The organism is Solimonas terrae, assembly GCF_011067135.1.
Lineage (GTDB): Bacteria > Pseudomonadota > Gammaproteobacteria > Nevskiales > Nevskiaceae > Solimonas > Solimonas terrae.
In genome coordinates, this window is record NZ_JAAMOW010000001.1 from 379,750 (window position 1) to 405,726 (window position 25,977).

Sequence of the window (25,977 nt, forward strand, 5' to 3'; positions counted from 1 at the left end):
GTATATCAGTCGCTTGCGCGACAGCATCGGCCGATCGTCGCGGTCGAATGGCAGAAATCGGACGCCTCGCATCGCTTGACTCGTTAATGAGAATCATTATTATCAAAGGCCAACACGCACGAGGGCCATGCCATGGATGAGTTCCGCACGATGCACCCGACGACCGCCCAGATCGAGCAGCGCGACGGTGCGGCGCCACGCGTGCGCAGCGACGAGCTCCTGCGCGGGGCGCGCGAAATCATCATCGAGCATCGCGGCCAGGAATATCGGCTGCTGCGCACCCGCAACGATCGGCTGATCCTCAACAAATGAGCTGAAGTTCTCAACGCGCTGTGCGCCGGCTGGCACAATGCCGGCGAATGAGCGATCCCGACCTGCGCCGCGTTCCCGTTTCCGTCTGCGCGGCTCTGCTGCTGATCGCACTGGCGTGCCTCGCGTTCTGGGCCGCGCTGGCCGGACCCTTCCCGCTGTCGTTCGCCGATCTGCAACATGCCGTCGGGTCCGGACCGGCCCTGAGCCCGGCGCAACACAGCGTACTCCTGCGCCTGCGCCTGCCGCGCCTGCTCGCCGCCGTCGCCATCGGCGGCGGTCTGGCGATCGCCGGCTGCAGCTTTCAGGCCGTGCTGCGCAATCCGCTCGCCGATCCCAGTTTCATCGGCGTCTCCGGTGGTGCCGCCGTCGCCGCTGCCGCCTGCCTGGCATCACTCAGCCATTTGCACTTCATCGCACTGCCACCGCAGATCCTGATCGCGATCTCGGCACTCGCCGGCGGCCTTGGCAGTGCGGCGCTGGTTCTGCGCATCGCGCGCGTCGATGGCGACGCGCAGCCGATCACCTTGCTGCTGGCGGGACTGGCGATCAATGCACTGGCCGGTGGCCTGCTCGGCCTGATCGCCTACAGCTCGAACGATCCGACGCTGCGCGCGATCACGCTCTGGCTGTTCGGTTCGCTGGACCGTGCAGGCTGGCCGGAACTCGCAGTCGCGGCGCCGGCGATCCTGCTCGCCGCACTGTCGCTGTGGCGCCTGGCACCGTCGCTGAACGCATTGCTGCTCGGCGAGGCCGAAGCGGCCCATGTCGGCGTCCACGTCGCCGCGGTCCGACGCGGCACCATCGCGCTCGCCGTGGTCTGCACGGCCTGCTCGGTCGCGCTTGCCGGCGTCGTCGGCTTCATCGGCCTGATGGTGCCGCACATGCTGCGCATGCTGATCGGCCCCGACCATCGCAGCCTGATGCCCTTGTCGTTCCTCGGTGGCGCCGCGCTGCTGACACTGGCCGACACGATTGCGCGTATCGCCGTGCAGCCTGCAGAAATTCCGGTCGGCATCCTCTGTGCGCTGCTAGGTGCGCCATTCTTTCTCGGCTTGCTGCTGCACTGGCGCCGCAGCCCGGTACTGAGCTGATGCTGCGTACCGACCAGCTCGCGTTCTCGATGCAGGGCCGGCTGTTGCTGGCGCCGCTGAGCGTGTCATTCCAGCCCGGCCGCCTGCATGCGATCTTCGGTCCGAACGGCGCCGGCAAGTCGACCCTGTTGCGGCTGCTGTCACGTGAATGGGGCACGGCGCGCGGACAGATCCTGCTCGACGATCGCCCGCTGAGCGACTGGGCCGCGGCGGACCTCGCCCGACACCGTGCGATCCTGCCGCAGCAGCATGCCCTGACGTTCGCGTTCAGCGCGGCGGAAGTCGTCGCGCTCGGCCGCCTGCACGCCGAGCGCCGCACGGCAACGCGCGAGCGGCAGATCGTCGCCGACGCCCTCGCCGCCTGCGGCGCCGGCACGCTCGCGGCACGCTCCTATGCACGACTGTCCGGCGGCGAACGGGCCCGCGTGCAGCTGGCGCGCGTACTGGCGCAGATCTGGGAAGCCCCGGCCGGCCGGGCGCGTTATCTGATGCTGGACGAGCCGACCGCGCACCTGGATCTGGCATTCCAGCATGCCTGCTTGCGGCTGGCGCGCGACTGGCTGCAGGCCGGGGTTTGCGTGATCGCCGTATTGCACGATCCGAATCTGGTTCTGGCCTATGCCGACGATGTGCTGGTGCTCGATCACGGCCGCCTGCGCGCGCAGGGTTCGCCATCGAGCGTGCTGAATGCCGAGCTGATGCAGGAGATCTACGGACTCGGTGCCGAGCGCCTGCAGACGCCGGATGGACAGCATTGGCTTGCGGTACGCGCAAATCGCGCGGCGACGCCCTGAACGAGGCCGAGCATCGCCGGGAAACAGCTCATATCGAGATCGTGCTGCAGCAGCCGGCTTTGCGGAGCGTGCCGCAGCGGCATGTGCTCGCTGCGTCGGCTTGCGGCACCGTCAACGCGAACCCGCTGGCATTACGGCCAGACTACCGGCTGGCCGCGCTTCTGCCACTCGGCGAACTGCGGCGCATAAGTCTTCTCGATCTCGTTGCGCTTGATTTTCATGGTCGGCGTGATGAACCCGTTCTCGACCGTCCACTGTTCGCGCACGACCGTCAGGAAATCGAGGCGCTCATGAGGGTCGACACGCGCATTGACCGCTTCGCGCAAGGCCCGCAGTTCGGCATCGACGGTCGCCCGCAGCGCCTGATCACGTGAGGTCGCGGCCGACAGCTCGGCCGGCAGCATCAGCAGGGCGAATGGCTGCGCATGATCGGCACCGGCCACGCAGACCGCTTCGATGCGCGAGTGCGCGCCGAGCAGATTCTCGATCGGCGCCGGCGCCACGTATTTGCCCTTGCTGGTCTTGAACTGCTCCTTGGCGCGGCCGGTGATGCGCAGCCGCCCGAGCTCGTCGATGTCGCCGAGATCGCCGGTGCGCAGCCAGCCGTCGGCGGTCAAGGCCTCGGCGCTGCGTTGCGGATCGCGGTAGTAGCCCTGCATCAGCCAGGGCGCCTTGACCAGCACCTCGCCGATCTCCGACAAGGTGCATTCGACATGCGGCCAGGGTGCGCCGACATAACCGACGCGCATCGTCTCCGGCCGCGAGGTGTGCGACAGGCCGAAGTTCTCGGTCATGCCGTAAACCTCGAGCAGATCGAGCCCCAGGCTGCGATACCACGCGATCACTTCGGCCGGCAGCGGCGCGGCGCCGGTCGCCGCAAAGCGCACGGCATCGAGCCCGAGCTGACGGACGATCTTGCGCTTCAGCGCCGCACCCAGAAACGGAATCCTGATCAGGCGATCGAGTTTCTTCTTCGGCAGTCTGGCGAACACCGCCTGCTGGAACTTGACCCACAGACGCGGCACGGAGAAGAAAACGGTCGGCCGCGCACGCTGCAGATCGTCGGCGAACGTATCGAGCGACTCGGCGAAATAGACGCGGAAGCCGTGATACAGCGAATTGGCCTCGACCCCGATGCGCTCGGCCACATGCGCCAGCGGCAGATACGACAGCACGCGCTCGTCCGCACCGAAGCGGAACACCTCGCCCATGGTCCTGGCCGTCGTCGCGATATTGGCAAAGCTGTGCATCACGCCCTTGGGCATGCCGGTCGTGCCGGAGGTGTAGATGATGGTCGCCAGTTCGTCGGCACCACGCACGGCCACGTCCTGCAGCGGCGCCACGCCGGCGATCACCGTATCCCAGTCGGGGTCGGCCGTCGGCGGCGCCAGCGGAAAACGGATGCGGACGATGTCATCCGGCACGCCCGACGCCATCGCCTCCCAGCCATCGAGCTTGCCGATGAAGATCGCGCGTGCCTGCGAGTGTTCGAGGATCTGCCGGATCGAAGCGGCGGCCAGGGTCGGATAGATCGGCACGCTGACGTGCCCGGCCATCCAGATCGCGAAGTCGGCGATCAGCCAGTGCGCGCAGTTCTTCGACAGGATCGCGATGCAGCTGCCGGCCGGCCATGCAAACGCGCGCAAGTGCGCCGCCATGCGCCGCGCCTCGTCGACGGTCTGCGCCCAGCTGAAATCACGTGTCACGCCGTCGCCCGTCGGTTGCGTCAGATAGATGCGCTGCGCGAACTCGCGCTCCCAGCGGAACAGGCGCTGCAACGGCAGGTCGTCATCGTCGAGCCGCGGCGTAAGCTCCATTACTTCACTCCTCGTTCTATAGTCGGCGCGCTGCCTGCAAGACCATCAGACAGCGTTTCGTTCTCCTGCGCAACGGGTAATGAATGTGACCGGACCGTCGCCCTTCTACACAGAAGACCACGCCAGTTTTCGCGAGCAGGTGCGGCGCTTCGTCGAACGCGAAATCACGCCGAACGTCGAGCGCTGGGAGGCCGCCGAGGAATTGCCGCGCGAGCTGCACCGACGCGCGGCCGAAGCCGGCCTGCTGCAGATCGGCTTCCCGGAACACTGTGGCGGCGTCAAAGTACCGGACCTTTTCTACATGATCGTGCTGACCGAGGAACTGGCACGCGCCGGCAGCGGCGGCGTGATCGCCAGCCTGCTGTCGCACGGCATCGCCTCGCCGCCGATCGCGCATGTCGGCAGCATCGAGCAGCAACAGCGCTTTGTCGCGCCGGTGTTGGCGGGCGAGAAGATCGCGGCGCTGGCGATCACCGAACCCGGCGGCGGTTCGGATGTCGCCAATCTCGGAACCCGCGCAGTCCGCGACGGCGATCACTACATCGTCGACGGCAGCAAGACCTTCATCACGTCCGGGATGCGCGCCGATTTCATCACCACGGCAGTGCGCACCGGCGGCGACGGCATGGGCGGTATTTCCCTGCTGGTCGTCGAAACCGATACGCCGGGCTTCTCGCGCTCGCCGCTGAAGAAGATGGGCTGGTGGTGCTCGGATACGGCAACGCTGTATTTCGACGGCTGTCGCGTGCCGGTGGCCAATCGCATCGGCCCGGAAAACCAAGGCTTCATCGCGATCATGATGAACTTCAACCAGGAGCGCCTGATGCTCGCCGCCCAGGCCTGCGGCTTCGCGATGGTCTGTTACGAGGAATCCCTGGCCTACGCCCGCGAGCGCCAGACCTTCGGCCGCCCGCTGATCCGCAATCAGGTGATCCGCCACAAGCTGGTCGACATGCAGATGAAGATCGCTGCAGTACGGGCCAATCTCGATCTGCTCGCGTGGCATGTTTCGTGCGGAAGAACTCCGGTTGCGGAAGTCTGCATGCTCAAAAACCTGGCGACGACGACGCTCGAGCAGGTTGCCAACGACGCGCTGCAGATATTCGGAGGGGCCGGCTATCTTCAAGGCACCAAGATCGAGCGTATCTACCGCGAGACCAAGGTGCTGACGATCGGTGGCGGTTCACTCGAAATCATGAAAGACCTTGCCGCCCGGCAACTCGGTCTCTGATCCAATGCGGCGGTGACTGCGCACCCCGATGGAACGCTCCATCGCGGTGCGACGCGAACAGCAAAGGCGCGGCAATCGCACTTCCATTGCCTGCCGATGCGACGAACGCTGCGCCCTGCAGGGCGCGTTCGGCCGGCGCGAACGGTCATCGGTGCGGCGGACCTGTCGTTCTCCTGCGTTTCTTCCGGCTGTTGCTTGCGGGCGTGTCTGTCTGCACGTTGCCGCCCGAGATCAGATCATTCGTCGACCACTAGCGGGACCCGGGGGTTTTCATGAACAAGTTGAAACGCGCGCAGCAAACGCTGCTGGCCGGTCTTGCGGGCCTGTGCGCCCTGTTGCAGATGCCGACGGCGGCGGCCTACACGCCGGGTTGGTATTTCGAGCTCGACGGCCTCTACAGCGACACGCGCGACTCGCACGGCACCACCACGCAGCCGGCCACGTCCGGCACTGCCGGCACGCCCGGCTCCAGCTGCGCGCTCGGCAATCTGCTGGGTCTGGGTTCGCTGCTGGATTCGCTCGGAGGTATCGGTGACAGTGGCTGTCTGCTCGGCCTGCTCGGGCCGGGCATCGCACCGGTCGATCCGACGGCCGGCACGCCGGCGGCCAGCTTCGACACCATCATTCGCTACAAGGGCGGCATCGGTGGCGGCGGCACCGTCGGCTACCTGTTCGACGGCGGCCTGCGTACCGAACTCGATTTCACGTACTCGCAGGCCGACTGGGACCGGATCACCCTGACCGATACCGTCGGCAACAGCGTCACCAGTTCCACCGACTCGGCGAAGCTCAAGGCCATGCGGGCGATGGCCAATGCCTGGTACGACATCGACTTCGGCAGCTGGGTCGTGCCCTATCTGGGCGGCGGCGTCGGCTACCAGCGCAGCGAAGTGTCGTCGAGCGGCAGCGATGACAGCGACAGCGGCTTTGCCTGGCAGCTCGGCGGCGGCCTCGGTTTCCTGCTCAGCGATCGCATCACGCTGTCGCTCGACTATCGCTACGTCGACGCCGGCAATCCGCAGTACGGCACCGCGGACGGCGGCAAGCTGAAGACCTCGTACCAGTCGCACAACGTCGGCCTCGGGCTGCGTTACGCGTTCGGCGCCAACATCAAGGACAGCGATGGTGACGGCGTGCCGGACCGCCTCGACAAATGCCCGAACACACCGGCCGGCGTCACCGTCTATTCGAACGGCTGTCCTGTCGATGTCGACGGCGACGGGGTCCCCGACTATCTCGACAAGTGCCCGAACACGCCGCCCGGCGTGCAGGTCGACGTCAGCGGCTGCCCGCTCGATTCCGACGGCGACGGCGTACCGGACTACCTCGACAAATGTCCGGGCACGCCGAAGGGCATCAAGGTCAGTGCCGACGGCTGCTCGACCGCCGATTCCGATGGCGACGGCATTCCGGACGATCTCGACAAATGTCCGAACACACCGGCCGGAGTCACCGTCGGTCCGGACGGCTGCCCGCTCGATTCGGACGGTGATGGCGTTCCGGACTACCTCGACGAGTGCCCGCATTCGCCGCCGGGCGCCAAGGTGCTGCCGAACGGTTGCGCGCTGGTCGGCGACTGCCGCAAGCCGCACCCGGGCGAGCAGGTCGACGCCAATGGCTGCGCGGTCGAACAGAACTTCATTCTGCGTGGCGTGAAGTTCGAGTTCGACTCCGACCGCCTGACGCCGGAAGCGCAGCGCATCCTCGATCAGGTGGCGATCACGCTGCAGTCCTATCCCAAGGTGCAGGTCGAGGTCGAAGGACACACCGACAACATCGGTTCCGATGCCTACAACCTCGGCCTGTCGGAACGCCGTGCAATCGCCGTCAAGAAATACCTGAGCGACGCGGCGGTGAGCGCTGCGCGCATGACGCCGGTCGGTTACGGCGAAACGCGTCCGATCGACACCAACGAGACCGACGCCGGCCGCGAAAACAACCGCCGCGTCGAACTGCACGTCGTCGACTAGCGTGAAACGCGCGCAGACCCGCCCCGTCTATGCGGGGTGGGTCTGCGCGCGCACAGGGGGTCGGCGCCGCGGCTCAGCCCGCGAGACGAAGATGCGCGAGCAGCTGGCGGCTCTTGACCTGCTGACCCGGCTGTACGCCGATCGTCTCGACCGTACCGCCGACCGGCAGCGCGAGCTGGAATTCCATCTTCATCGCTTCCAGCACGATCAAGGTCTGCCCTTTGCCGACGATATCGCCGGCTTGCACGTGCACGGCGACGATCTTGCCGTCGGAGTGCGCGAGCAGGCGGCCGTCCGACCCGGCCACGGCGGCCTCGGCAGGTGCCAGGGTGACATCACGATAGACACCCGCCCGGCCGTCGGCGTCGATCCAGATCAGATCGCCATCGCGCGCGCAGCGGGCCTGGTACTGCACGCCGTCGCAGCGATAACGGAATTCGCCGGCCGCGCTGTGCGTAACGACGATTTCGACACGCTGCTCCGCCGCGTCGATCACGAACTGCCGGCCGCCGCTCACCAGCACGGCAAGGCGATATTCGTGTTCGCCGTACTTCAGACGGTATTCGCCCGGCGTGTCGTGCGAACTGCGCCAGCCGATCAATTCCGGCACCAGCTGCCGCGTCTCGGCGAGCGTGGCAGCTGCGTCGAGATACAGTGCGACCACGGCCAGCGCCAGATGCCGAAGCGACGGCTGCTCGTCGGCGATACGCGTCTGCGGGAAATGGCGACCGACAAAGTCCGTGCTGAACTGGCCGGACGCAAAGTCCTCGTGCGCCAGCATTGCCGCAAGATGATCGCGGTTGTGGACGACGCCGAGCAGCGTGGTGTCACGCAGCGCGCTCAGCAGACGGGTGCGTGCGATTTCGCGATCTTCGCCCCAGGCGATGATCTTGGCCTGCATCGAATCGTAGAACGCACCGATCTGCTGACCCTGACGCAGATAGCTGTCGACGCGCACGCCGGCGCCCGCCGGCTCTCGCCAGCACAGGATCTGACCGGTCTGCGGCAGATAGCTTCGCCGCGGATCTTCGGCGCACAGGCGCACTTCGATCGCCCAGCCGTGCTTGCGCGAAAGGATCTGCTCCTGCGTCAGCGGCAAGGCCTCGCCCTGCGCCACGCGCAGCTGCCATTCGACGAGATCGACGCCATAGACCAGCTCGGTCACCGGATGCTCGACCTGCAGGCGCGTGTTCATTTCGAGGAAGTAGAACTGGCCGTCCTTGCCGAGCAGAAACTCGACCGTGCCGGCGCCGACATAATTGACGGCTCGCGCCGCCGCCACCGCCGCCGCGCCCATGCGCAGGCGCAGCGCCGCGTCGACCGCCGGACTCGGCGCTTCCTCGATCAGCTTCTGGTTGCGGCGTTGCACCGAGCAGTCGCGTTCGCCGAAGTGCACGACCTGGGCGTGACGATCACCGAAAACCTGGATCTCGACGTGGCGCGCGTCGATTACCGCCTTCTCGATCAGCAGCTGGCCACTGCCGAAGGCGTTGCTCGCCTCCGAACGTGCCGAGGCGATCGCGACCGCCAGCTCGCCATCGTCGTGCACCAGCCGCATGCCACGGCCGCCGCCGCCAGCCGCCGCCTTCACCATCACCGGCAGGCCGATCTTTCCGGCTTCTGCGATCAGCGTCGCATCGCGCTGATCCTCGCCCTGGTAACCGGGCACGCAGGGCACGCCGGCCGCAAGCATGCGGATCTTCGATGCCGACTTGTTGCCCATCGCCTCGATCGACGCCGGATCGGGACCAATGAAGATCAGTCCGGCTTCCTGCACGGCCTGCGCGAAGTCGGCACGCTCTGACAGGAAACCATAACCGGGATGGATCGCCTCGGCGCCGGACTGCTTCGCGGCAGCCAGGATCGCGTCGATCAGCAGATAGGAGTCCTTCGCCGGCGCCGGACCGATGCGCACGGCCTCGTCGGCTTCCAGCACATGCAGGGCACCGGCGTCAGCATCGCTGTAAACCGCGACCGTGCGATAGCCGAGACGGCGCGCACCGCGCAGCACGCGGACCGCGATCTCGCCGCGATTGGCAACCAGGACCTTGCTGAATCGTCTGTCTGTCATTGTTCTCGTTCCTGTCCGCACATCCCGGCCACCCGGCGCGACCGCGCTATCGGCTTCCGGACGATCAGGCACCGACGTCCAGTCACGTCCATCACGGCAAGCCCGACGCGCCTGCCCAGCGCGGCGCGCGCTTCTGCAGGAAGGCGGCAATGCCTTCCGGCGCTTCGCTGCCGCGCACGCTGGCTGCGAATTTCTGCGCAGCGTCATCGAGCACCGCGTCCATGTCGCGCCTGCCGACTTCGAGCAGGATCTGCTTGGTCACGGCAGTGGCCAGCGGCGCGCACTGCATCAGCTGTGCGAGCGTCGCGGCCAGCATGGCCTGCAGTTCATCCTCGCCGGAGAAGCACTCGTGGACCAGCCCGAGCCGCAAGGCTTGCTCGCCGCGAAACGAGGCGCCGGTCAGGCACAGCCGGCGCGCCTGCGTCAGACCGATGCGCTCGACGACGAACGGGGCGATCTGCGCCGGCGGCAGGCCGCGCGTCGTCTCCGGCATGCCGAACTTCGCATCGACATGCGTGAACGCGATGTCGGACACGCAGGCCAGACCGAAGCCGCCGCCGAGCACCGCGCCTTCGCAGATCGCGATCACCAGCTGCGGCGCCTGCGCCACCTTGCGAAGCATCGTGCCGAACGCGCGATTGACCGCCGCGATCGGGTCGGCACCGTTCGCTGCGGCGTCGCCGCCGCCGGCCGTCATCATCGACTTCAGATCACCGCCGGCGCAGAAGTGACCGCCGGCACCGCGCAGCACGATCGCGCGCACGGCGCGGTCGTCGCGCACCGTGTCGATCGCGTGTTCGATCTCGGCCAGCATCGGCGCGTTCATCGCATTGCGCGCTTCCGGCCGGTTCAGGGTCAGGTGCAGAACACCCCGCTCGCTGCGCACGCACACCGTACTGTCGCGATCCTTGTCCATCGCCGTTTCGCCTTGCATCGCCATCAGAGGCGCGCAACGCCGAAACTGCTGGCGAAGGTCTGCCGGGCCCTGGCTTCGCGACAGACCGACAGGCACAGACCCAGCACCTTGCGCGTGTCGCGCGGGTCGATCAGGCCGTCGTCGAACAGGCGTGCGGTCGCGGCAAACGCGTGCGACTCGCGATCGAACTGGTCGATGATGTTCTTGCGGATCATCGCCAGCATCTTCTCGTCCGTCTCGCCCATCTGCTTGCCCTGCTTCGCCCACTTCTCGCGGGTGATGATGTCCATCACGCCGGCAGCCTGCTCGCCACCCATCACCGAGGTGCGCGAATTCGGCCATGCAAAGATGAAATGCGGACCGAAACCACGCCCGCACATGCCGTAATTGCCGGCACCGAAGGAGCCGCCCATGACGATCGTCAGCTGCGGCACCGTCGCGTTGGCAACCGCCTGGATCATCTTCGAGCCGTGCTTGACGATGCCGCCCTGCTCGGATTCGGTGCCGACCATGTAGCCGGTCGTGTTCATCAGGTAGACGATCGGAATGTCGGCCTGGCAACAGAGCTGGATGAACTGACCGGCCTTGGTCGCGCCCTTGGACGTGATCGGCCCGTTGTTGGAGATGATGCCGATCGCATGGCCGTGCAGTACCGCGCGTCCGCAAATCGTCTGCTGGTCGTATTCGGTCTTGAAATCGAGAAACTCGGAGCCGTCGACCAGGCGTGCGATCACCTCGCGACAGTCAAAAGGCTTGCGGTAGTCCGGCGGCACCACGCCGCACAGCTCCTCGATGTCGTGGAGCGGTGCACGAATCGGCAGCAGCGCGGGCGCCACACGCTGCCGCGACGCCGCCGCGTTCCAGTTCAGGTTGCCGACGATCTCGCGCGCGATGCGCACACCGTCGGCATCGTTCTCGGCCACGAACTCGGTGGTGCCGGCGATCTGCGCATGCATCTGCGCGCCGCCCAGCGATTCCTCGTCGGCGATTTCGCCGGTCGCCGATTTCAGCAGCGGCGGCCCGGCGAGAAAAACCCTGGCACGCTTGCGTACCATCACGACGTAATCGGACAGGCCCGGCAGGTAGGCGCCACCGGCGGTCGACGAACCGTGCACGACCGTGACCTGCGGGATGCCGGCCGCCGACAGGCGCGCCTGATTGGCGAAGGTGCGACCGCCCGGGATGAACAGCTCGGCCTGATACATCAGATTGGCGCCGCCGGATTCGATCATCGAAACCATCGGCAGCTTCTGCTGCAAGGCGATCTCCTGCATCCGCAAACCCTTCTGCACGCCCCAGGGTGTCATCGTGCCGCCCTTGATCGCCGAGTTTGACGCACCGACGAGGCAGCGCACGCCGGACACGTAGCCGATGCCGGCAATCTGGTTGCCCCCGGCCAGCGCGCCGTCCTTGTCGTCGTGCATCCTGTAACCGGCGAGCGTCGACAACTCCAGCCATGGCGAACCGCGATCGAGCATCAGATGCACGCGCTCGCGCGGCAGCATCTGTCCGCGCCGGTGATAGTGCTCGCGCTTGCCGTCTTCCTCGCTGCGCCCCCTGGCCTCGATCGCGCGCCATTCGGCGATCAGCTTCAGCATGGCCTCGCGGTTCTGCTGGAACTGCGCGCTGCCGCTGTCGATCTGCGAGTCGATGATCGCCATTATCGTGATTACCGGAATTTGAGCTACAGACTCGATTCTAGGCTCGTTCTCCCAGCAAATTCACGAACAATATACATTTCCATGATGCGGGATTTCGGTCGCGGTACGGTGCGATCTCAGCCGCCGACCGCCTTCGGCTTCACGGCGCGGTGAAAGCCGCGATACGGCTTCGAGTTCTGGTGATCGAGCAAGGGGTATGCCGGGCTGCGGCCGAGGCTGGCGCCGCCATCGATCTTGATGCAGGTGCCGGACACGAATGCCGCACCTTCGCTGAGCAGCCAGACGATCGCCGAGCTGACCTCCGCCTCCTCGCCCAGCCGCTTGAGCGGTGCCTGTCCGGCCAACACCGGAATGACGTCCCGGGCAAATGTCGGGTCGTAGTGATCCATGCCGCTGGACTGCACGTAGCCCGGCGCCACGGCGTTGACCCGCACACCCGAAACGCCCCACTCGATCGCGGCGGTTTCCGTGAAATTGAGCATGCCGGCACGCGCAGCGCCGCTGTGCCCCATGCCCGGCATGCCACCCCACATGTCGGCGATCATGTTGACGATCGCACCGCCGTTTTTCTGCATCCACTGCGTGTAGGTCTCGCGCGCCACCAGGAAGCCGCCGGTCAGATTGCTCGCGACCACCGCATCCCAGCCCTTCTTGCCGATCGCCGCCAGCGGCATCGGATACTGGCCGCCGGCATTGTTGACGAGGCCGTCGATGCGGCCGCGTTCGGCGAGTACCGTGCCGATCGCCTGCCTGACCGCCTCCTCGTCGCGAATGTCGAACAGCAGCGACGAGACACTGCCGCCGTCCTCGCGAATTTCGGCGACGGTCTTGCCCAGCTTCTCCGCCTTGCGGCCGGTAACGACGACGTGCGCGCCGAGGCTAGCGAGTTCATGCGCCGTGCAGCGGCCGATGCCGGAACCGCCGCCGGTGACGATGATGGTCTGCCCTTCGAACAAGCGTGCACGAAAAACCGATTGGTAAGCCATATTCCTGCTCCCGGAAATGACGAAGGCCGGCAAGAGCCGGCCTTCGTTTCAACACTCAGACGCGGTGACGCATCAGACCTTGCCCTGCAGCTCCGGCACGACCTGGAACAGATCGCCGACGAGGCCGTAATCGGCGACTTCGAAGATCGGCGCTTCGGCATCCTTGTTGATCGCGACAATGGTGCGCGCGTCCTTGATGCCGGCCAGATGCTGGATCGCGCCCGAGATACCGACCGCGAAGTACAGCTCCGGCGCGATGATCTTGCCGGTCTGGCCGACCTGCAGATCGTTCGGCACATAGCCCGAGTCGACCGCGGCGCGCGAAGCACCGACGGCGGCGCCGATCTTGTCGGCGAAGTCGTAGATGACCTTGAAGTTCTCGCTGGAGCCCAGTGCACGGCCGCCGGACACGACCTTGGCGGCCGCCTGCAGGTCGGGACGCTCGGATTTCTGCGCCTCCATCTTCACGAAGCGCGTGTGCGACGGCAGCGCCGCCGAGGTGCTGGCCGCTTCGATCGCAGCCGAGCCACCCTCGCCGACCGCTGTGAACGAAGCCAGACGCACCGTCGCGACGACCGTGCCCGCCGGCGCTTCGACGGTGGTGATCGCGTTGCCGGCATAGATCGGACGATCGAAGCTGCTCGCGCCATGCACATGCATGATGTCGCTGAGCTGCTGCACGTCGAGCTTGGCGGCGACGCGCGGTGCGATATCCTTGCCGAACGCGGTGCCGGCAAACAGCACGTGGCTGTAGTCCTTGGCGAGTTCGGCAATCTGCGGCGCGAAGGTCGCCGCGAGAATGTGCTCGTTCTCGGCGCGTTCGACCTTCAGCACCTTGGCAACGCCGTCGAGCTTGGCGGCGGCATCCGCCGCAACGCCGACATCCTTGCCGAGCAACGCAATGACGATGTCGCCGCCGATGCCCTTGGCGGCGGCCACGACCTTGGCGGTACCGGAATTCAGCTTGCCGTCGGCGATTTCGCCGATGATCAGAATCTTGCTCATGTCTTGATCTCTATCCTTCGTGCTCAGAGCAGGCCCTTGGCCTTCAGGGCGGCGACGAGTTCGTCGACGGTCTTCACCATGACGCCCTTGCTGCGCGTCGGCGGCGGTACGGTCTTGGTCACCTTGAAGCCGGCGCCCGGCGTGACACCGAGATCGGCAAACGTGGTCGCGTCGAGCGGCTTCTTCTTCGCCTTCATGATGTCCGGCAGCTTCAGATAGCGCGGCTCGTTGAGGCGCAGGTCGGTCGTGATGACCGCCGGCAGATCGACCTCGATGGTCTCCAGGCCGGCATCGACTTCGCGCGTCACTGTTGCCTTGTTGCCGTCGACCTCGACCTTCGACGCAAACGTCGCCTGCGCGATGTCGAGCAGCGCGGCGACCATCTGGCCGGTCTGGTTGGCGTCGTCGTCGATCGCCTGCTTGCCGGCGATGAACAGCTTGGCGTCTTCCTTCTTGAGCACGGCAGCGAACGCCTTGGCGGCCGTCAGCGGCTGCACTTCGCCTTCTTCCTTGATGTGGATCGCGCGGTCGGCACCGAAGGCCAGCGCGGTGCGCAGGGTCTCTTCGTTCTTGGCGCCGCCGATCGTCACGGCGACGATTTCGGTGAGCTTGCCTTTTTCCTTGAGGCGCACCGCTTCTTCCATCGCGATCTCGTCGAACGGATTCATCGAGTGCTTGACGCCGTCGGTGACGACACCCGAGCCATCGGACTTCACCTGGACGCGGACGTTGTAGTCCACCACGCGCTTGACGCTTACTAGGGCTTTCATTCGCTCTTTTCCTGATACCTACCGAGTGAAATGGTGTGCTGGAACCGGCACATTGATGCTTGAAGGGCGATGCCGCCTGCCCTCCGTGCCGGCTGCTTGCGGAACTTACATATTGGCGTAGTTCGGACCGCCGCCGCCTTCCGGCGCGACCCAATTGATGTTCTGCGCCGGATCCTTGATGTCGCAGGTCTTGCAGTGCACGCAGTTCTGCGCATTGATCTGGAAGCGCTTGTCCTTGGCTTCGCCGACGACCTCGTAGACACCCGCCGGGCAATAGCGCTGCGCCGGCTCGTCGTACATCGGCAGATTCTTCGCGATCGGGATCGATGGATCCTTGAGCTGCAGATGGACCGGCTGGTCTTCCTCGTGATTGGTGCTCGACAGGAACACCGACGAGAGCTTGTCGAAGCTCAGCTTGCCGTCCGGCTTCGGATAAATGATCTTCTCCGAATCCTTCGCCAGCTTGAGCGTCTCGTGATCCTTCTTGAGATCACGGAAGCTCCACGGCGCCTTGCCGCCGAAAATGTTCTGCTCGATCCAGTTGATGGTGCCGCCGATCAGCGCGCCGAACTTGTGGATCGCGGCACCGAAGCTGCGGCTCTTGTCGAGCTCGTCGAACAGCCAGCTCGCCTTGAACTTCTCGGGCAGGGCGGTCAGCACATCGCCGCCTTCGGAACCGGCCTTGAGTTTCTCGGCGACTGCCTCGGCGGCCAGCATGCCGGACTTCATCGCCGTATGGCTGCCCTTGATCTTGGCGAAGTTCAGATAGCCCGCATCGTCGCCGATCAGCGCGCCGCCCGGGAACACGGTCTTGGGCAGGGCATTCAGGCCGCCCTTGACGATGGCACGCGCGCCGTAGGACAGGCGCTTGCCGCCTTCCAGATACTTGGCTGCGACCGGATGGTGCTTGAAGCGCTGGAAATCATCGAACGGCGACAGATACGGATTGGTATACGACAGATCGACGATCAGGCCGACCACGACCTGGTTGTTCTCGAGGTGATAGAGGAACGAGCCGCCGGTGCTGTCCGTGCCGGTGACCGACAGCGGCCAGCCCGCACCATGCACCACGAGACCCTGCTCGTGGCGGCTCGGATCAATCTCCCACAACTCCTTCAGGCCGATCGCGTAATGCTGCGGATCGGCGCCTTCGGCGAGCTTGTAACGCTCGATCAGGCGCTTGCCGAGATGCCCGCGGCAGCCCTCGGAGAACAGCGTGTACTTGGCGCGCAGCTCCATGCCCGGCGTGTAGCCGTCCTTCGGCTGGCCGTCGTGACCGACGCCGAGATCACCGATCTGCACGCCGCGCACGACGTCGTCCTCGATGAGGATTTCCTGCGCAGCGAAGCCCGGATAGATCTCCACGCCCAGGCCTTCGGCCTGCGTTGCCAGCCAGCGGCAGAGATTGCCCAGCGAGATCACGTAGTTGCCGTGATTGTGCATGGGCTTGGGAATCATGAAGTCGAGGAAGCGGAACGACTTCTGCGGGCTGTAGAAAAAATGCAGTTCGTCGCGCTTGACCGGTGCATTGAGCGGCGCGTCGAGTTCCTTCCAGTTCGGGAACAGTTCGTTCAGGGCACGCGGCTCGAACACCGCGCCGGAGAGGATGTGCGCACCGACTTCCGAGCCCTTTTCGACGACGCAGACGCTGATTTCCTGGCCGGATTCGGCGGCAATCTGCTTCAGGCGGCAGGCGGCGGACAGACCGGCCGGGCCGGCACCCACCACCAACACGTCGTATTCCATGACATCGCGTTCGACGGACATGCGCTCTCTTTTCCTGGCAGCCTCGCGGCTGGCTTGGGCAGTCTGGACGGTTTAAAGGGCGCGTATTGTATTACGTGCAGGGCAATGACGCAGCGCCGCATTTACAGGAGCGTGCTGTCGCAGAAGTCAAAAATACCGAATGGACTAAAGCTGTTGCGCGAGCGCGGCCGGAATCGCGACTGGAATGTCGAGCAGCATCTGCGCAAAGGCCTTGCCCTGCGGATCGGTGCGCAGGCTCGCCGCACCGCCGCCGCCGAGGGCATGACGCAGCAGGATGTTGAACGAATCGCTGCCGGGCAGGCGCCAGCGCGCGACCGATCCGGGCCCGTCGTCGGCCAGCACATGCGCGAAATACCGGCGCAGCACCTCGGTGCCAAGCGCCGATTCGATCCAGGGCAGGTACTCCGGTTTGCGGGCGATGACGCCGATATTGGCATGGTCACCCTTGTCGCCGGAGCGCGCCAGCGCCAGCTTGATCAGCGGCACCCGCACCGCATCGAGCAGCTCGTGCGGCGCATCAGCGGCAAAATCATGGCCGGATGGCGGTACATGGCCACCAGCCAGCGGCACTTCGACGGCCAGGCGCTGATCGCCGATCGCGACCTCGATCGGCACGCGATCCTTGGCAACCAGCGTCGAAAAAAGCTTGGGCACCATGTGCGGTTCCGGACGTCCGGAGGCGAAATAACCGGTAAAGCCGGGGGCCATGCCGGTAGCGGCCTGCGCGACCTCGCGCGCGAACAGTTTCAGTGCCTTCGGGTTCGGATGCTGCACGGCGATCTTGACGACCACTTCGCGCGTCGCCGCAGCACCCGCCCGCGCATGCGGACCGTAGCTTTCCTCGGCACCGATGCAGTGAATATCGACACCACTGAAATCACCAAGCTTCTGCGCCAGCAGCTGACGCCGGACCTTGTCGACGATGGCGCCGGCCGATGCCCGTCCCTTTCGGGCCGCATCGATGCCGCCGATCATGAACAGCGCTGCGCAACGCAGGCCGGCTGGATAGGTGGCGCTGAGCTTGTACGACGCCGTCGGCGGCGAACCGCGCGCACCGCCGACACGAACCCGGTCCCCGGCTTCCTGTACCAGCTTCACCCGGGTGAAATCGCAGCTGACATCCGGCAGCAGGTAGGCACGCGGATCGCCGATTTCATACAGCATCTGTTCAAGCACCCCGTGAACGGTCACGCGACCGCCGGTGCCGGCCGGCTTGGTGACGACGAACCCGCCATCGGCTTCGACCTCGACGATCGGAAACCCCATGTTCGCGAACCCGTCGCGCATCGTTTCCCAGTCGGTGAAATTGCCGCCCGTGCACTGCGCGCCGCACTCGATGATGTGCCCGGCCAGCGACCCGGCGGCCAGCCGGTCGTAATCGTCGACACGCCAGCCGAACTCGTGCATCAAGGGCCCGAGCGCGAGCGCCGAGTCGACGCAGCGGCCGGTGACGACGACGTCGGCGCCTGCCGCCAGCGCGCGCGCGATCGGAATCGCGCCCAGGTAGGCATTCATCGAGATGGTTGTCGCCGGCAGCGTCGGCGCGCTGCCCGGCGCGGCATCGAGTTCGACGCAGTCCACGAACTCCTTGCGGCGCGCATTGAGATCGTCGCCGAGCACGACCGCTACACGCAGCGCGACGCCGGCCATTTCCGCAACTTTTTCGAGCGCGGCCTTGCAGGCCAGCGGATTGACGCCGCCGGCATTGGCAACCACCTTGAGGTTCTGCTCGCGCATGCGCGGCAGCAGCGGTGCCATGACGTGCTCGACGAAATCGCCCGCATACCCGTCGTTCGGATCGCGCATGCGCTTGGCGGCGAGTATCGACATCGTGATCTCGGCCAGATAGTCGAACACCAGATAATCAAGCGCGCCGTGCTCGACGAGTTGCGCCGCCGCGGTGTTGGTATCACCCCAGAATGCCGAAGCGCAGCCGATCCGAATTTTCTTCACCCGCGTCTCCGTCCCATGGCGTCTTTGCGCAGGAGAATGGGTGCAGCGGCGCGAGCGACGCAAGGACAATTTTCCTTACGCCGGACATGCGGATGACGCCGGGGAGGCGCTGCGCAGCTTGGCGCGCGGGCGCCTGCGCTGCCCGCCGGAGCGCAGGAATCGCAGTGCATGCAGCAGTACATGAGCGCATGTGGCGCATCGGGAAGTGACTCGATGTCACGCTCCGACCCGGCCAGATGCGAGCACCGCGGGGCGGCTTCAGGCGCACGCGCAGTCGCCGTGCAGTGCCGCCCTAGAACGGCAGCAGCCAGCGACGCAGCACGAACAGCACGGCGGCCGCGCCGATGCCGGCGACGATGTCGTCGATCATGATGCCGAAGCCGCCATGCACATGGCGATCGATGAGGCGGATCGGCCAGGGCTTGACGATGTCGAAGACGCGGAACAGCACGAACGCGATCACGATGCCGGCAATCCAGCCGCCGACGCTGGCCGGCGCCAGCCAGACCAGCGGTGCCGCGGCCACCAGATAGCCGACGATCTCGTCGAACACGATGCCGCCGTAATCATGCACGCCGAGCAGACGCGCACTGGCACCGCAGATGAAGCAGCCCGCGACGAACAGCAGCAGGCTCGCGGCCGCGAATACCGGCCACGGCAGCCACAGCAGCGCGAGGAAAAACAGGATGCCGACCAGGGTGCCGAACGTGCCCGGCGCCCGCGGCGCCAGTCCGGCGCCGAAACCGAAGGCGAGCACGTGTTCCGGCGTCGACCAGATCAGTTCGGCGGGCGGTCTCGGAAACGCGTCGGTCTTGGATTTCGGCTTCATGAAAAGTGGCGATAGGCCTGCGCTGGGGAGGTGACGATAGCACCCGCAGCATCGCGCAACCGGATGCCGGGTACCTCGACGATGCGGCCGATCACCGTCAGCGGCAGAGCGCCGTAGGCCTTGCGTACGGCTTCCAGTTGCGCCGGCGGCACGCACAGGCACAGTTCGTAGTCGTCGCCACCGGCAATCTGCAGACCCAGGCGCGCGTCCGTCGGCGCCAGTGCGGCGAAGGCCGGCGACGCCGGCAGCTCGCCGATCGCCAGCTCGGCGCCGACACCACTGGCCTGACAGATGTGCCCGAGATCACCGAGCAGGCCGTCCGACAGATCGATCGCGGCGTGGGCAAGCCCTCGCGAAGCCACACCGGCGGCGTTGCGCGGTGTCGGTCGATCGAGTCGCGCGCGCAGCATCCGTTCGTGCGCGCTTGCGGGTGCGCGTCCGTCCTGCCAGAAGCGCAGCGCCAGTGCCGCGTCGCCGAGCGTGCCACTGACGCAGATCAGATCGCCAGACCGTGCCGCGTCGCGTCGCAGTGCCGTTTCCGGCGGCAAATGGCCGAGCACCGTGATCGTGATCGACAGCGGGCCGCGCGTCGTGTCGCCACCGACCAGCGCGATACCTGCAGTCCGCGCGCATTCGCGCAGGCCATCGGCAAATCCGGCAAGCCAGGGTTCGTCGACGGCCGGCAGGCTCAGTGCCAGCGTGAAGGCGAATGGCTGCGCGCCCATGGCGGCCAGATCGGACAGGCTGACAGCCAGCGATTTCCAGCCGATGTCGGCGGCTGTCGTCTCCTGCGGAAAATGCCGGCCGGCGATCAGCGTATCGGTGCTGATCGCCAACTGCGCGCCCGGCGGCGGCACCAGCAAGGCGCAGTCGTCGCCGATCCCGAGCGCAATGCCCTCGCCCGGCGGCGTCAGCTCCGCGAACCAGCGCCGGATGAGGGAAAACTCATCCATGCCGCGTCATCGTCGGGTGCAAATCGCGGCGCTCAGAAGCCGCGCATTTCCTGCGGGCGCATGGCGTGCGCGAGCTTGTCGAGCACGCCGTTGACGAATTTGTAGCCGTCTTCGGCACCGAACATCTTGGCCAGATTGACCGACTCGTTGACGGCCACCTTCCAGGGCACGTCGCGACGATGTTCGAGCTCGTAGGCCGCCAGCAGCAGGATCGCGTGTTCGACCGGGTCGAGTTGCGTGATCGGACGATCGAGATGCGGCGCGATCGCCATCGTCAGTTCCGGTGCGTGCGCGACGATGCCGTTCAGCAGTTCCTCGAAATACTGCGGGTCGGCACGACCCAGGCCTTCGTCCTGCTCCCGGAACTGCTTGAGCAGCGCCGCCGGTTCGCCTTCGTTGAGCAGCCACTGGTACACGGCCTGCACGGTCACGCGGCGCGCCAGGCCGCGGCGGCTCTGTGGCAGGCTCTGCGCCTGCCCGGCACCCTGCACATTGCGCGCCTCGCTCATTTCAGCTCCTTGCCCAGCCGCAGCATTTCGAGCATCGCGGCAGCAGCCTCGTAGCCCTTGTTCGATGAACCCGGCCCCGCACGTTCGACGGCCTGCTTGACGGTATTGACCGTCAGCACGCCGAAACCGACCGGCTTGCCGGTCTGCAGTTGCACGTCGATCAGGCCGCGCGCGCACTCGCCGGCGACGAAATCGAAATGCGGCGTGTCGCCGCGAATCACCGCGCCCAGCGTCACGACCCCATCAAAGCCGCTGTCCAGCAGCAGTTTTGCCGCGAGCGGAATCTCGTAGGCGCCGGGCGCGCGATGAAAGCTGACGCGCTTGTCGGCAACGCCCCAGTCCTTGAGACAGGCGCGTGCGCCCGCCACCAGCGCATCGACGATCTCGACATTCCAGCGGGTCGCGACGATCGCGATCTTCGCCTTCGCGAATTCGCCCGCCGCCGGCTTGCCCGGCGCGGCGTATCCGGTCTTGGCGTCGGCCGGCGCGCCGGTCTTTGCTTTTCCTGCCGTCCTGGTCTTGCTCATCAATCGCAGGCCACGTATTCCACCACTTCGAGGCCGAAGCCGGAGATGCCCTGCATGCGCTTGGGCGCCGACAGCACGCGCATCCGTCGCACGCCCAGATCGGAAAGAATCTGTGCGCCGATGCCGTAGGTGCGCAGCAGCGGGCGGACGTCGTGCGGCGTCTCGTCCTGCATGTTCAGGGACACGATCTGCTGCACCAGTTCGCGCGAGTTCTCCGGCTTGCGCAGCAGCACGACGACACCGCTGCCTTCGTCGGCGATGCGCTTGAGCGCGCGCCGCAAGGGCCAGGCGAAGTCCTCGTGCTCGACGCCGAGCACGTCCTGCAGCGTATTGCGCAAGTGCACGCGCACCAGTGTCGGCGAGGCAGAATCCAGATTGCCCTTGACCATCGCCAGATGCACGGTGTTGTCGATCGTGTCCTGGTAGGTCACCAGGCGGAAATCGCCGAACTCGGTGTTCACATGCGTTTCGGCGACGCGCTCGACGGTATGTTCGTTGTCGAGGCGATAGCGGATCAGGTCGGCGATCGTGCCGAGCTTGAGATCGTGTTCGCGCGCGAACTTCTCGAGGTCGGGGCGGCGCGCCATCGTGCCGTCCTCGTTGAGAATCTCGACGATCACGGCCGCCGGCTCCAGACCGGCGAGACGCGCGAGATCGCAGCCGGCCTCGGTATGGCCGGCGCGCGTCAGCACGCCTCCGGGCTGCGCCATCAGCGGGAAGATATGCCCCGGCTGCACGACGTCCTCGGGGCGCGCGTCGTGCTTGACAGCGGCCTGCACGGTGCGCGCGCGGTCGTGCGCGGAAATGCCGGTCGTCACGCCCTGCGCCGCCTCGATCGACACCGTGAACGCGGTCTTGTGGTTCTCCTCGTTGCGCGAGACCATCTGCGGCAGACGCAATTGACGGCAGCGTTCCTGCGTCAGCGTCAGGCAGATCAGGCCACGGCCGTAGCGGGCCATGAAATTGATGTCCTCCGGCCGGATCAGGGAGGCCGCCATCAGGATGTCACCCTCGTTCTCGCGGTTCTCGTCGTCCATCAGGATGACCATCTTGCCGGCCTTGAAGTCGGCCAGGATGTCCTCGATGGAATCGAGCTTGCTCGAACGTGCTTCGTCGATGTTCGCAACTTTCGTCATGTTCATTCCTCGTGTGCATCCTGCACGGGATGGCGCCATCCATGACGCCGACTTTCAAAACAGGCAGATCGCTCTTCAGACCACATCATTTCTGCTGTCGAGCAGACGCTCCAGATAGCGGGCAAGCAGATCGACTTCCAGGTTGACCACTTGCCCCGGCTGCAAGCGACCCAGGGTCGTATGGGTCAGCGTATGGGGAATGATGTTAACGCCAAACCGGGCGCCTTCGACGTCGTTGACCGTGAGGCTGACGCCGTCGATGCAGATCGAGCCCTTGCGCGCGACATAGCGCGCAAGGCCTTGCGGCAGCTCGAAACGCATGCGCGTCGAGCGCGCGTCCCCGAAGCGTTCGAGCAGGGTGCCGGTGCCGTCGACGTGGCCGACAACCATGTGCCCGCCCAGGGGCTTGCTCGGTGTCAAGGCGCGTTCGAGATTGACTGCGGCGCCGGACTGCCAGCCGCCTGCCGTCGTCAGCTTCAAGGTCTCGGCCGACAGATCGGCGACAAAGCCGTCATCGACGAAGCGGGTCGCCGTCAGGCACACGCCGTTGACCGCGATGCTGTCGCCGATCTGTGTGCCGGCGAGCAGACCGGGCGCAGTAAAGCGCATGCGGCAGTCACCGCCGACGACCTCGATGTCGGCGATGCTGCCGAGCGCTTCGATGATGCCGGTGAACATGACTCAGGCGGCCTCGCGACGGCCGGGTCGCAGCGTGATGCGCAAATCGCTGCCAATCTGTCGGGTGTCGACGAATGTCAGCTCGATGCGCTGCGACAGCTGCTCCAGCCCGGGCAGATAAGCGAACGGTCGGGCCTCGTGACCCAGCAGCGTCGGCGCCAGATACGCCACCACCTCGTCGACCAGGCCGGCGGCAAGAAACGCGCCCGCCAGTCGCGGCCCGCACTCGAGCAATACTTCGTTGACGGCACGCGCCGCGAGCGCGGCCAGCGCGTCCAGCAGGCGAATGCTGCCGTCGTCGCCGCAGGCGACTTCAATGAGTTCGACCCCCTCAGGCCGGACCGCTGGCGGCCGACCGACCAGCCAGTAGCGCCGGGCATCGCCTTGCCAGACCCTTGCCGTCAGCGGTACGCGCGCCGACGAATCGAGCACGATACGGTCCGCCTGCCGAACCGCAAAGCCGGTATCGCGGGCGGTCAGCTGCGGATCGTCGGCCAGCACGGTGGCGCCGCCGGTCATCACGCTGCCAGCCGCTGCGCGCAGACGATGCACGTCGGCGCGTGCCGCCGCCCCGGTGATCCACTGGCTTTCGCCGCTCGCCATCGCGGTGCGGCCATCGAGGCTGGCGGCCAGCTTCAGCGTCAGCCACGGCCGACCGCGCGTCATGCGCGAAACGAAGCCGCGATTGAGTTTTCCCGCTTCGCCTTCCAGCAGCCCGGTTTCGACTTCGATACCGGCTGCGCGCAGGCGCGCGATTCCGCGGCCGCTGACTTGCGGATTCGGATCGACCATCGCGACCGTGACCTTGCGAACACCGGCGGCGATCAGCGCATCGGCGCAGGGCGGCGTACGACCATGATGCGAACAAGGTTCCAGCGTCACGAACAGCTCGGCGCCGCGCGCGCGTTCGCCCGCCATGCGCAGGGCATACACCTCGGCATGCGGCTCGCCTGCACGCAGATGCGCGCCTTCGCCCACGACCAGGCCATCGGCCACGATGACGCAGCCGACGCGTGGATTCGGTTGCGTCGTGTAAATGCCGCGCTCGGCCAGCCGCAGCGCATGCGCCATGAACCCCGCGGCGGCGGCCGGCGTCATCGGCAAAGCGCTCAGCCGTTCTTGCCGCGACGGCGCGTGGTCGTCTCGGCTTCCAGCAACGGCAACTGCGATTTGCGCTCCGCCGCGCTCGGCTGCGCTTGCAGGCGCTCGATCTCCTCGCGGAATGCATTGACGTCCTCGAACGCGCGGTAGATCGAAGCAAAACGCACGTAGGCAACGTGGTCGAGATCGCGCAGTTCTTCCATCACCCACTCGCCGACCTGTCGCGACGGCACTTCACGCTCGCCCGTGCCGCGCAGCTTGCGCATCACGCTGTCGATGGCGTGATCGACCATTTCCGGCGACACCGGCCGCTTGTAGATCGCATGGCCGATGCCTTCGCGCAGCTTGTCCTCGCGAAACGGTTCGGGATCACCGCTGCGCTTGACGATATTCGGCATCGTCAGCTGCGCGCGCTCGAAGGTCGTGAAGCGGCCACCGCATTTCTCGCATTCGCGGCGACGGCGAACCTGCGTACCGTCCTCGGCAAGCCGCGAATCGACGACGCGCGTATCCGGCGTCTTGCAGAAAGGACATTGCACCCGGGCCGCCCTCTAGCGAGCCGCCCTGAACGGCAGCCCGAGTCGCGAACCGCTGGCGCGTTGCGAACTCATCAGATCGCGCGCAGGCGGGCACCGTACACCGGGAACCGCGCACACAGGCCTTCGACTTCGCCGCGCACGCGCGCCAGCGCCGCCTCGACGTCGCCACCCGAACTCATGGTGTCGACGATGTCGGCAATCCAGCCGGCGACCTTGGCCATCTCGGCTTCCTTGAAGCCGCGCGTGGTCGACGCCGGCGACCCGAGACGCAGACCGGAAGTCACGAACGGCGACTTCGGATCGTTCGGCACCGAGTTCTTGTTGACGGTGATGTGCGCCTTGCCAAGCGCCGCTTCGGCGTCCTTGCCGGTGACGTTCTTGGCGATCAGGTCGAGCAGGAACAGGTGATTGTCGGTGCCGTCCGAAACGACCTTGTAGCCCCGGTCGAGGAAGACCCTGGCCATCGCGCGCGCATTCGCGACCACCTGCTTCTGGTAAACCTTGAAGCTCGGATCGAGGGCTTCCTTGAACGCCACGGCCTTGGCGGCGATCACGTGCATCAGCGGGCCACCCTGGATGCCCGGGAACACCGCCGACTGGAACTTCTTGTTGAAATCCTCGCCCTGGCCCTTGGTCAGGATGATGCCGCCGCGCGGGCCGCGCAGGGTCTTGTGCGTGGTGCTGGTGACGACGTGCGCGTAAGGCAGCGGGCTCGGATACTCACCGGCGGCGACGAGACCGGCGATGTGCGCCATGTCGACCCAGAAGTACGCGCCGACCTTGTCGGCGATCTCGCGCATGCGCTTCCAGTCCTTGACGCGGCTGTATGCCGAGAAACCGCCGATCAGCATCTTCGGCCTGGTTTCGAGCGCGATACGCTCCATCTCGTCGTAATTGATCAAGCCGGTCTCGGTATCGAGTCCGTACGGCACGATCTTGTATTGCTTGCCGGAGAAGTTCGCCGGGTTGCCGTGCGTGAGGTGGCCGCCCTGCGCGAGATTCATGCCCATCACGGTATCGCCGGGCGAGACCAGCGCAAGGAAGATCGCAGCGTTGGCCTGGGCGCCGGAATGCGGCTGCACATTGGCGTAGTCGCAGTCGAAGACTTTTTTGATGCGGTCGATCGCCAGCTGTTCGGCGATGTCGACGTATTCGCAGCCGCCGTAATAGCGCTTGCCCGGATAACCTTCGGCGTACTTGTTGGTCAGCTGCGAACCCTGCGCCTCCATCACTGCCGGGCTGCAGTAGTTCTCCGACGCGATCAGTTCGATATGCGCTTCCTGGCGACCAGCCTCCTGCTGCATCGCGGCGTTCAGTTCAGGATCGAAGTCGGCAAGGCGCGGGGCGCGTTCGAACATGGG

23 protein-coding genes are annotated in these 25,977 nt (G+C 66.1%); 5 read left to right on the plus strand and 18 right to left on the minus strand.

All coding sequences use genetic code 11. From position 1 onward, the window contains the following. Nucleotides 1-132 precede the first annotated feature (132 nt). From hemP to G7Y85_RS01695, 3 genes are read left to right on the plus strand one after another with little or no spacing between them, the layout of a single operon-like run. Entirely contained in the window at nucleotides 133-312 is a 180-nt protein-coding gene (gene hemP, locus G7Y85_RS01685) for a hemin uptake protein HemP (RefSeq protein WP_166250898.1), read from the plus strand. A 47-nt stretch (nucleotides 313-359) separates the two neighbouring features. Then, entirely contained in the window at nucleotides 360-1,403 is a 1,044-nt protein-coding gene (locus G7Y85_RS01690; protein WP_166250900.1) for a FecCD family ABC transporter permease, read from the plus strand. Beyond that, entirely contained in the window at nucleotides 1,403-2,197 is a 795-nt protein-coding gene (locus tag G7Y85_RS01695; protein WP_166250902.1) for a heme ABC transporter ATP-binding protein, read from the plus strand. The genes G7Y85_RS01690 and G7Y85_RS01695 overlap by 1 nt, the downstream gene beginning before the upstream one ends. 131 nt (nucleotides 2,198-2,328) lie before the next feature. On the opposite strand, the gene G7Y85_RS01700 is transcribed toward G7Y85_RS01695, so the two are convergent. Then, complete coding sequence (locus tag G7Y85_RS01700; RefSeq protein WP_166250904.1) at nucleotides 2,329-4,014, minus strand: AMP-binding protein; 1,686 nt, start codon at nucleotides 4,012-4,014, stop codon at nucleotides 2,329-2,331. Nucleotides 4,015-4,093: 79 nt separating this feature from the next. Here G7Y85_RS01700 and G7Y85_RS01705 point away from each other — a divergent pair, with 79 nt between their 5' ends. Together G7Y85_RS01705 and G7Y85_RS01710 are read left to right on the plus strand one after the other, a co-directional pair. Then, nucleotides 4,094-5,245 carry an acyl-CoA dehydrogenase family protein gene (locus G7Y85_RS01705; RefSeq protein WP_166250906.1) on the plus strand — a complete coding sequence of 384 codons (1,152 nt, stop codon included), beginning with the start codon at nucleotides 4,094-4,096 and terminating at the stop codon, nucleotides 5,243-5,245. A gap of 272 nt (nucleotides 5,246-5,517) precedes the next feature. Continuing rightward, nucleotides 5,518-7,215: a thrombospondin type 3 repeat-containing protein gene (locus G7Y85_RS01710; protein WP_174839729.1), complete on the plus strand. Its 1,698-nt coding sequence runs from the start codon at nucleotides 5,518-5,520 to the stop codon at nucleotides 7,213-7,215. 73 nt (nucleotides 7,216-7,288) lie between these two features. Here the strand turns inward: G7Y85_RS01710 and G7Y85_RS01715 are convergent, their stop codons facing one another. The 17 genes from G7Y85_RS01715 to glyA all read right to left on the minus strand — a co-directional run bounded on the left by G7Y85_RS01715 (nucleotide 7,289) and on the right by glyA (nucleotide 25,974). After that, entirely contained in the window at nucleotides 7,289-9,286 is a 1,998-nt protein-coding gene (locus G7Y85_RS01715; RefSeq protein ID WP_166250908.1) for an ATP-binding protein, read from the minus strand. Between the two features lie 91 nt (nucleotides 9,287-9,377). Beyond that, nucleotides 9,378-10,226, minus strand: a complete 849-nt coding sequence (locus G7Y85_RS01720; RefSeq protein ID WP_277817105.1) for an enoyl-CoA hydratase/isomerase family protein — start codon at nucleotides 10,224-10,226, stop codon at nucleotides 9,378-9,380. Beyond that, the gene (locus G7Y85_RS01725; protein WP_166250910.1) at nucleotides 10,226-11,863 is read right to left on the minus strand and encodes an acyl-CoA carboxylase subunit beta; all 1,638 of its coding nucleotides are present in this window, start codon (nucleotides 11,861-11,863) and stop codon (nucleotides 10,226-10,228) included. The genes G7Y85_RS01720 and G7Y85_RS01725 overlap by 1 nt, the downstream gene beginning before the upstream one ends. A 116-nt stretch (nucleotides 11,864-11,979) precedes the next feature. Next, nucleotides 11,980-12,849, minus strand: a complete 870-nt coding sequence (locus tag G7Y85_RS01730) for an SDR family oxidoreductase (protein ID WP_166250912.1) — start codon at nucleotides 12,847-12,849, stop codon at nucleotides 11,980-11,982. A 72-nt stretch (nucleotides 12,850-12,921) separates the two neighbouring features. Further along, entirely contained in the window at nucleotides 12,922-13,854 is a 933-nt protein-coding gene (locus tag G7Y85_RS01735) for an electron transfer flavoprotein subunit alpha/FixB family protein (protein WP_166250914.1), read from the minus strand. A 23-nt stretch (nucleotides 13,855-13,877) separates the two neighbouring features. Then, nucleotides 13,878-14,624 (minus strand): electron transfer flavoprotein subunit beta/FixA family protein, encoded by a 747-nt coding sequence (locus G7Y85_RS01740; RefSeq protein WP_166250916.1) that lies wholly within the window; start codon nucleotides 14,622-14,624, stop codon nucleotides 13,878-13,880. Between the two features lie 105 nt (nucleotides 14,625-14,729). Further along, complete coding sequence (locus G7Y85_RS01745; RefSeq protein WP_174839730.1) at nucleotides 14,730-16,391, minus strand: electron transfer flavoprotein-ubiquinone oxidoreductase; 1,662 nt, start codon at nucleotides 16,389-16,391, stop codon at nucleotides 14,730-14,732. Between the two features lie 144 nt (nucleotides 16,392-16,535). Further along, the gene (locus G7Y85_RS01750; RefSeq protein ID WP_166250918.1) at nucleotides 16,536-18,344 is read right to left on the minus strand and encodes an acyclic terpene utilization AtuA family protein; all 1,809 of its coding nucleotides are present in this window, start codon (nucleotides 18,342-18,344) and stop codon (nucleotides 16,536-16,538) included. 292 nt (nucleotides 18,345-18,636) lie between these two features. Continuing rightward, a complete protein-coding gene (locus G7Y85_RS01755; RefSeq protein ID WP_166250920.1) occupies nucleotides 18,637-19,173 on the minus strand; it encodes a phosphatidylglycerophosphatase A family protein in 537 nt (178 codons plus the stop codon). Next, on the minus strand, nucleotides 19,170-20,126 hold the full coding sequence (thiL, locus tag G7Y85_RS01760) for a thiamine-phosphate kinase (RefSeq protein ID WP_166250922.1): 957 nt from the start codon (nucleotides 20,124-20,126) through the stop codon (nucleotides 19,170-19,172). Before thiL ends, G7Y85_RS01755 begins: the two co-directional genes overlap by 4 nt. A gap of 32 nt (nucleotides 20,127-20,158) precedes the next feature. Continuing rightward, nucleotides 20,159-20,635 carry a transcription antitermination factor NusB gene (gene nusB, locus G7Y85_RS01765; RefSeq protein WP_166250924.1) on the minus strand — a complete coding sequence of 159 codons (477 nt, stop codon included), beginning with the start codon at nucleotides 20,633-20,635 and terminating at the stop codon, nucleotides 20,159-20,161. Continuing rightward, nucleotides 20,632-21,162, minus strand: a complete 531-nt coding sequence (gene ribH / locus G7Y85_RS01770; RefSeq protein WP_166250926.1) for a 6,7-dimethyl-8-ribityllumazine synthase — start codon at nucleotides 21,160-21,162, stop codon at nucleotides 20,632-20,634. The genes nusB and ribH overlap by 4 nt, the downstream gene beginning before the upstream one ends. Then, nucleotides 21,162-22,298, minus strand: coding sequence for a bifunctional 3,4-dihydroxy-2-butanone-4-phosphate synthase/GTP cyclohydrolase II (gene ribBA / locus G7Y85_RS01775; protein WP_166250928.1), 1,137 nt, complete (start codon nucleotides 22,296-22,298; stop codon nucleotides 21,162-21,164). The genes ribH and ribBA overlap by 1 nt, the downstream gene beginning before the upstream one ends. Nucleotides 22,299-22,373: 75 nt before the next feature. After that, nucleotides 22,374-22,976, minus strand: coding sequence for a riboflavin synthase (locus G7Y85_RS01780; protein ID WP_166250930.1), 603 nt, complete (start codon nucleotides 22,974-22,976; stop codon nucleotides 22,374-22,376). Nucleotides 22,977-22,979: 3 nt separating this feature from the next. Then, nucleotides 22,980-24,074 (minus strand): bifunctional diaminohydroxyphosphoribosylaminopyrimidine deaminase/5-amino-6-(5-phosphoribosylamino)uracil reductase RibD, encoded by a 1,095-nt coding sequence (gene ribD / locus G7Y85_RS01785; protein WP_241695911.1) that lies wholly within the window; start codon nucleotides 24,072-24,074, stop codon nucleotides 22,980-22,982. 11 nt (nucleotides 24,075-24,085) lie between these two features. Then, nucleotides 24,086-24,616, minus strand: a complete 531-nt coding sequence (nrdR, locus tag G7Y85_RS01790) for a transcriptional regulator NrdR (protein ID WP_166250932.1) — start codon at nucleotides 24,614-24,616, stop codon at nucleotides 24,086-24,088. A 71-nt stretch (nucleotides 24,617-24,687) separates the two neighbouring features. Next, nucleotides 24,688-25,974, minus strand: coding sequence for a serine hydroxymethyltransferase (gene glyA, locus G7Y85_RS01795; protein WP_166250934.1), 1,287 nt, complete (start codon nucleotides 25,972-25,974; stop codon nucleotides 24,688-24,690). Nucleotides 25,975-25,977 lie beyond the last annotated feature (3 nt).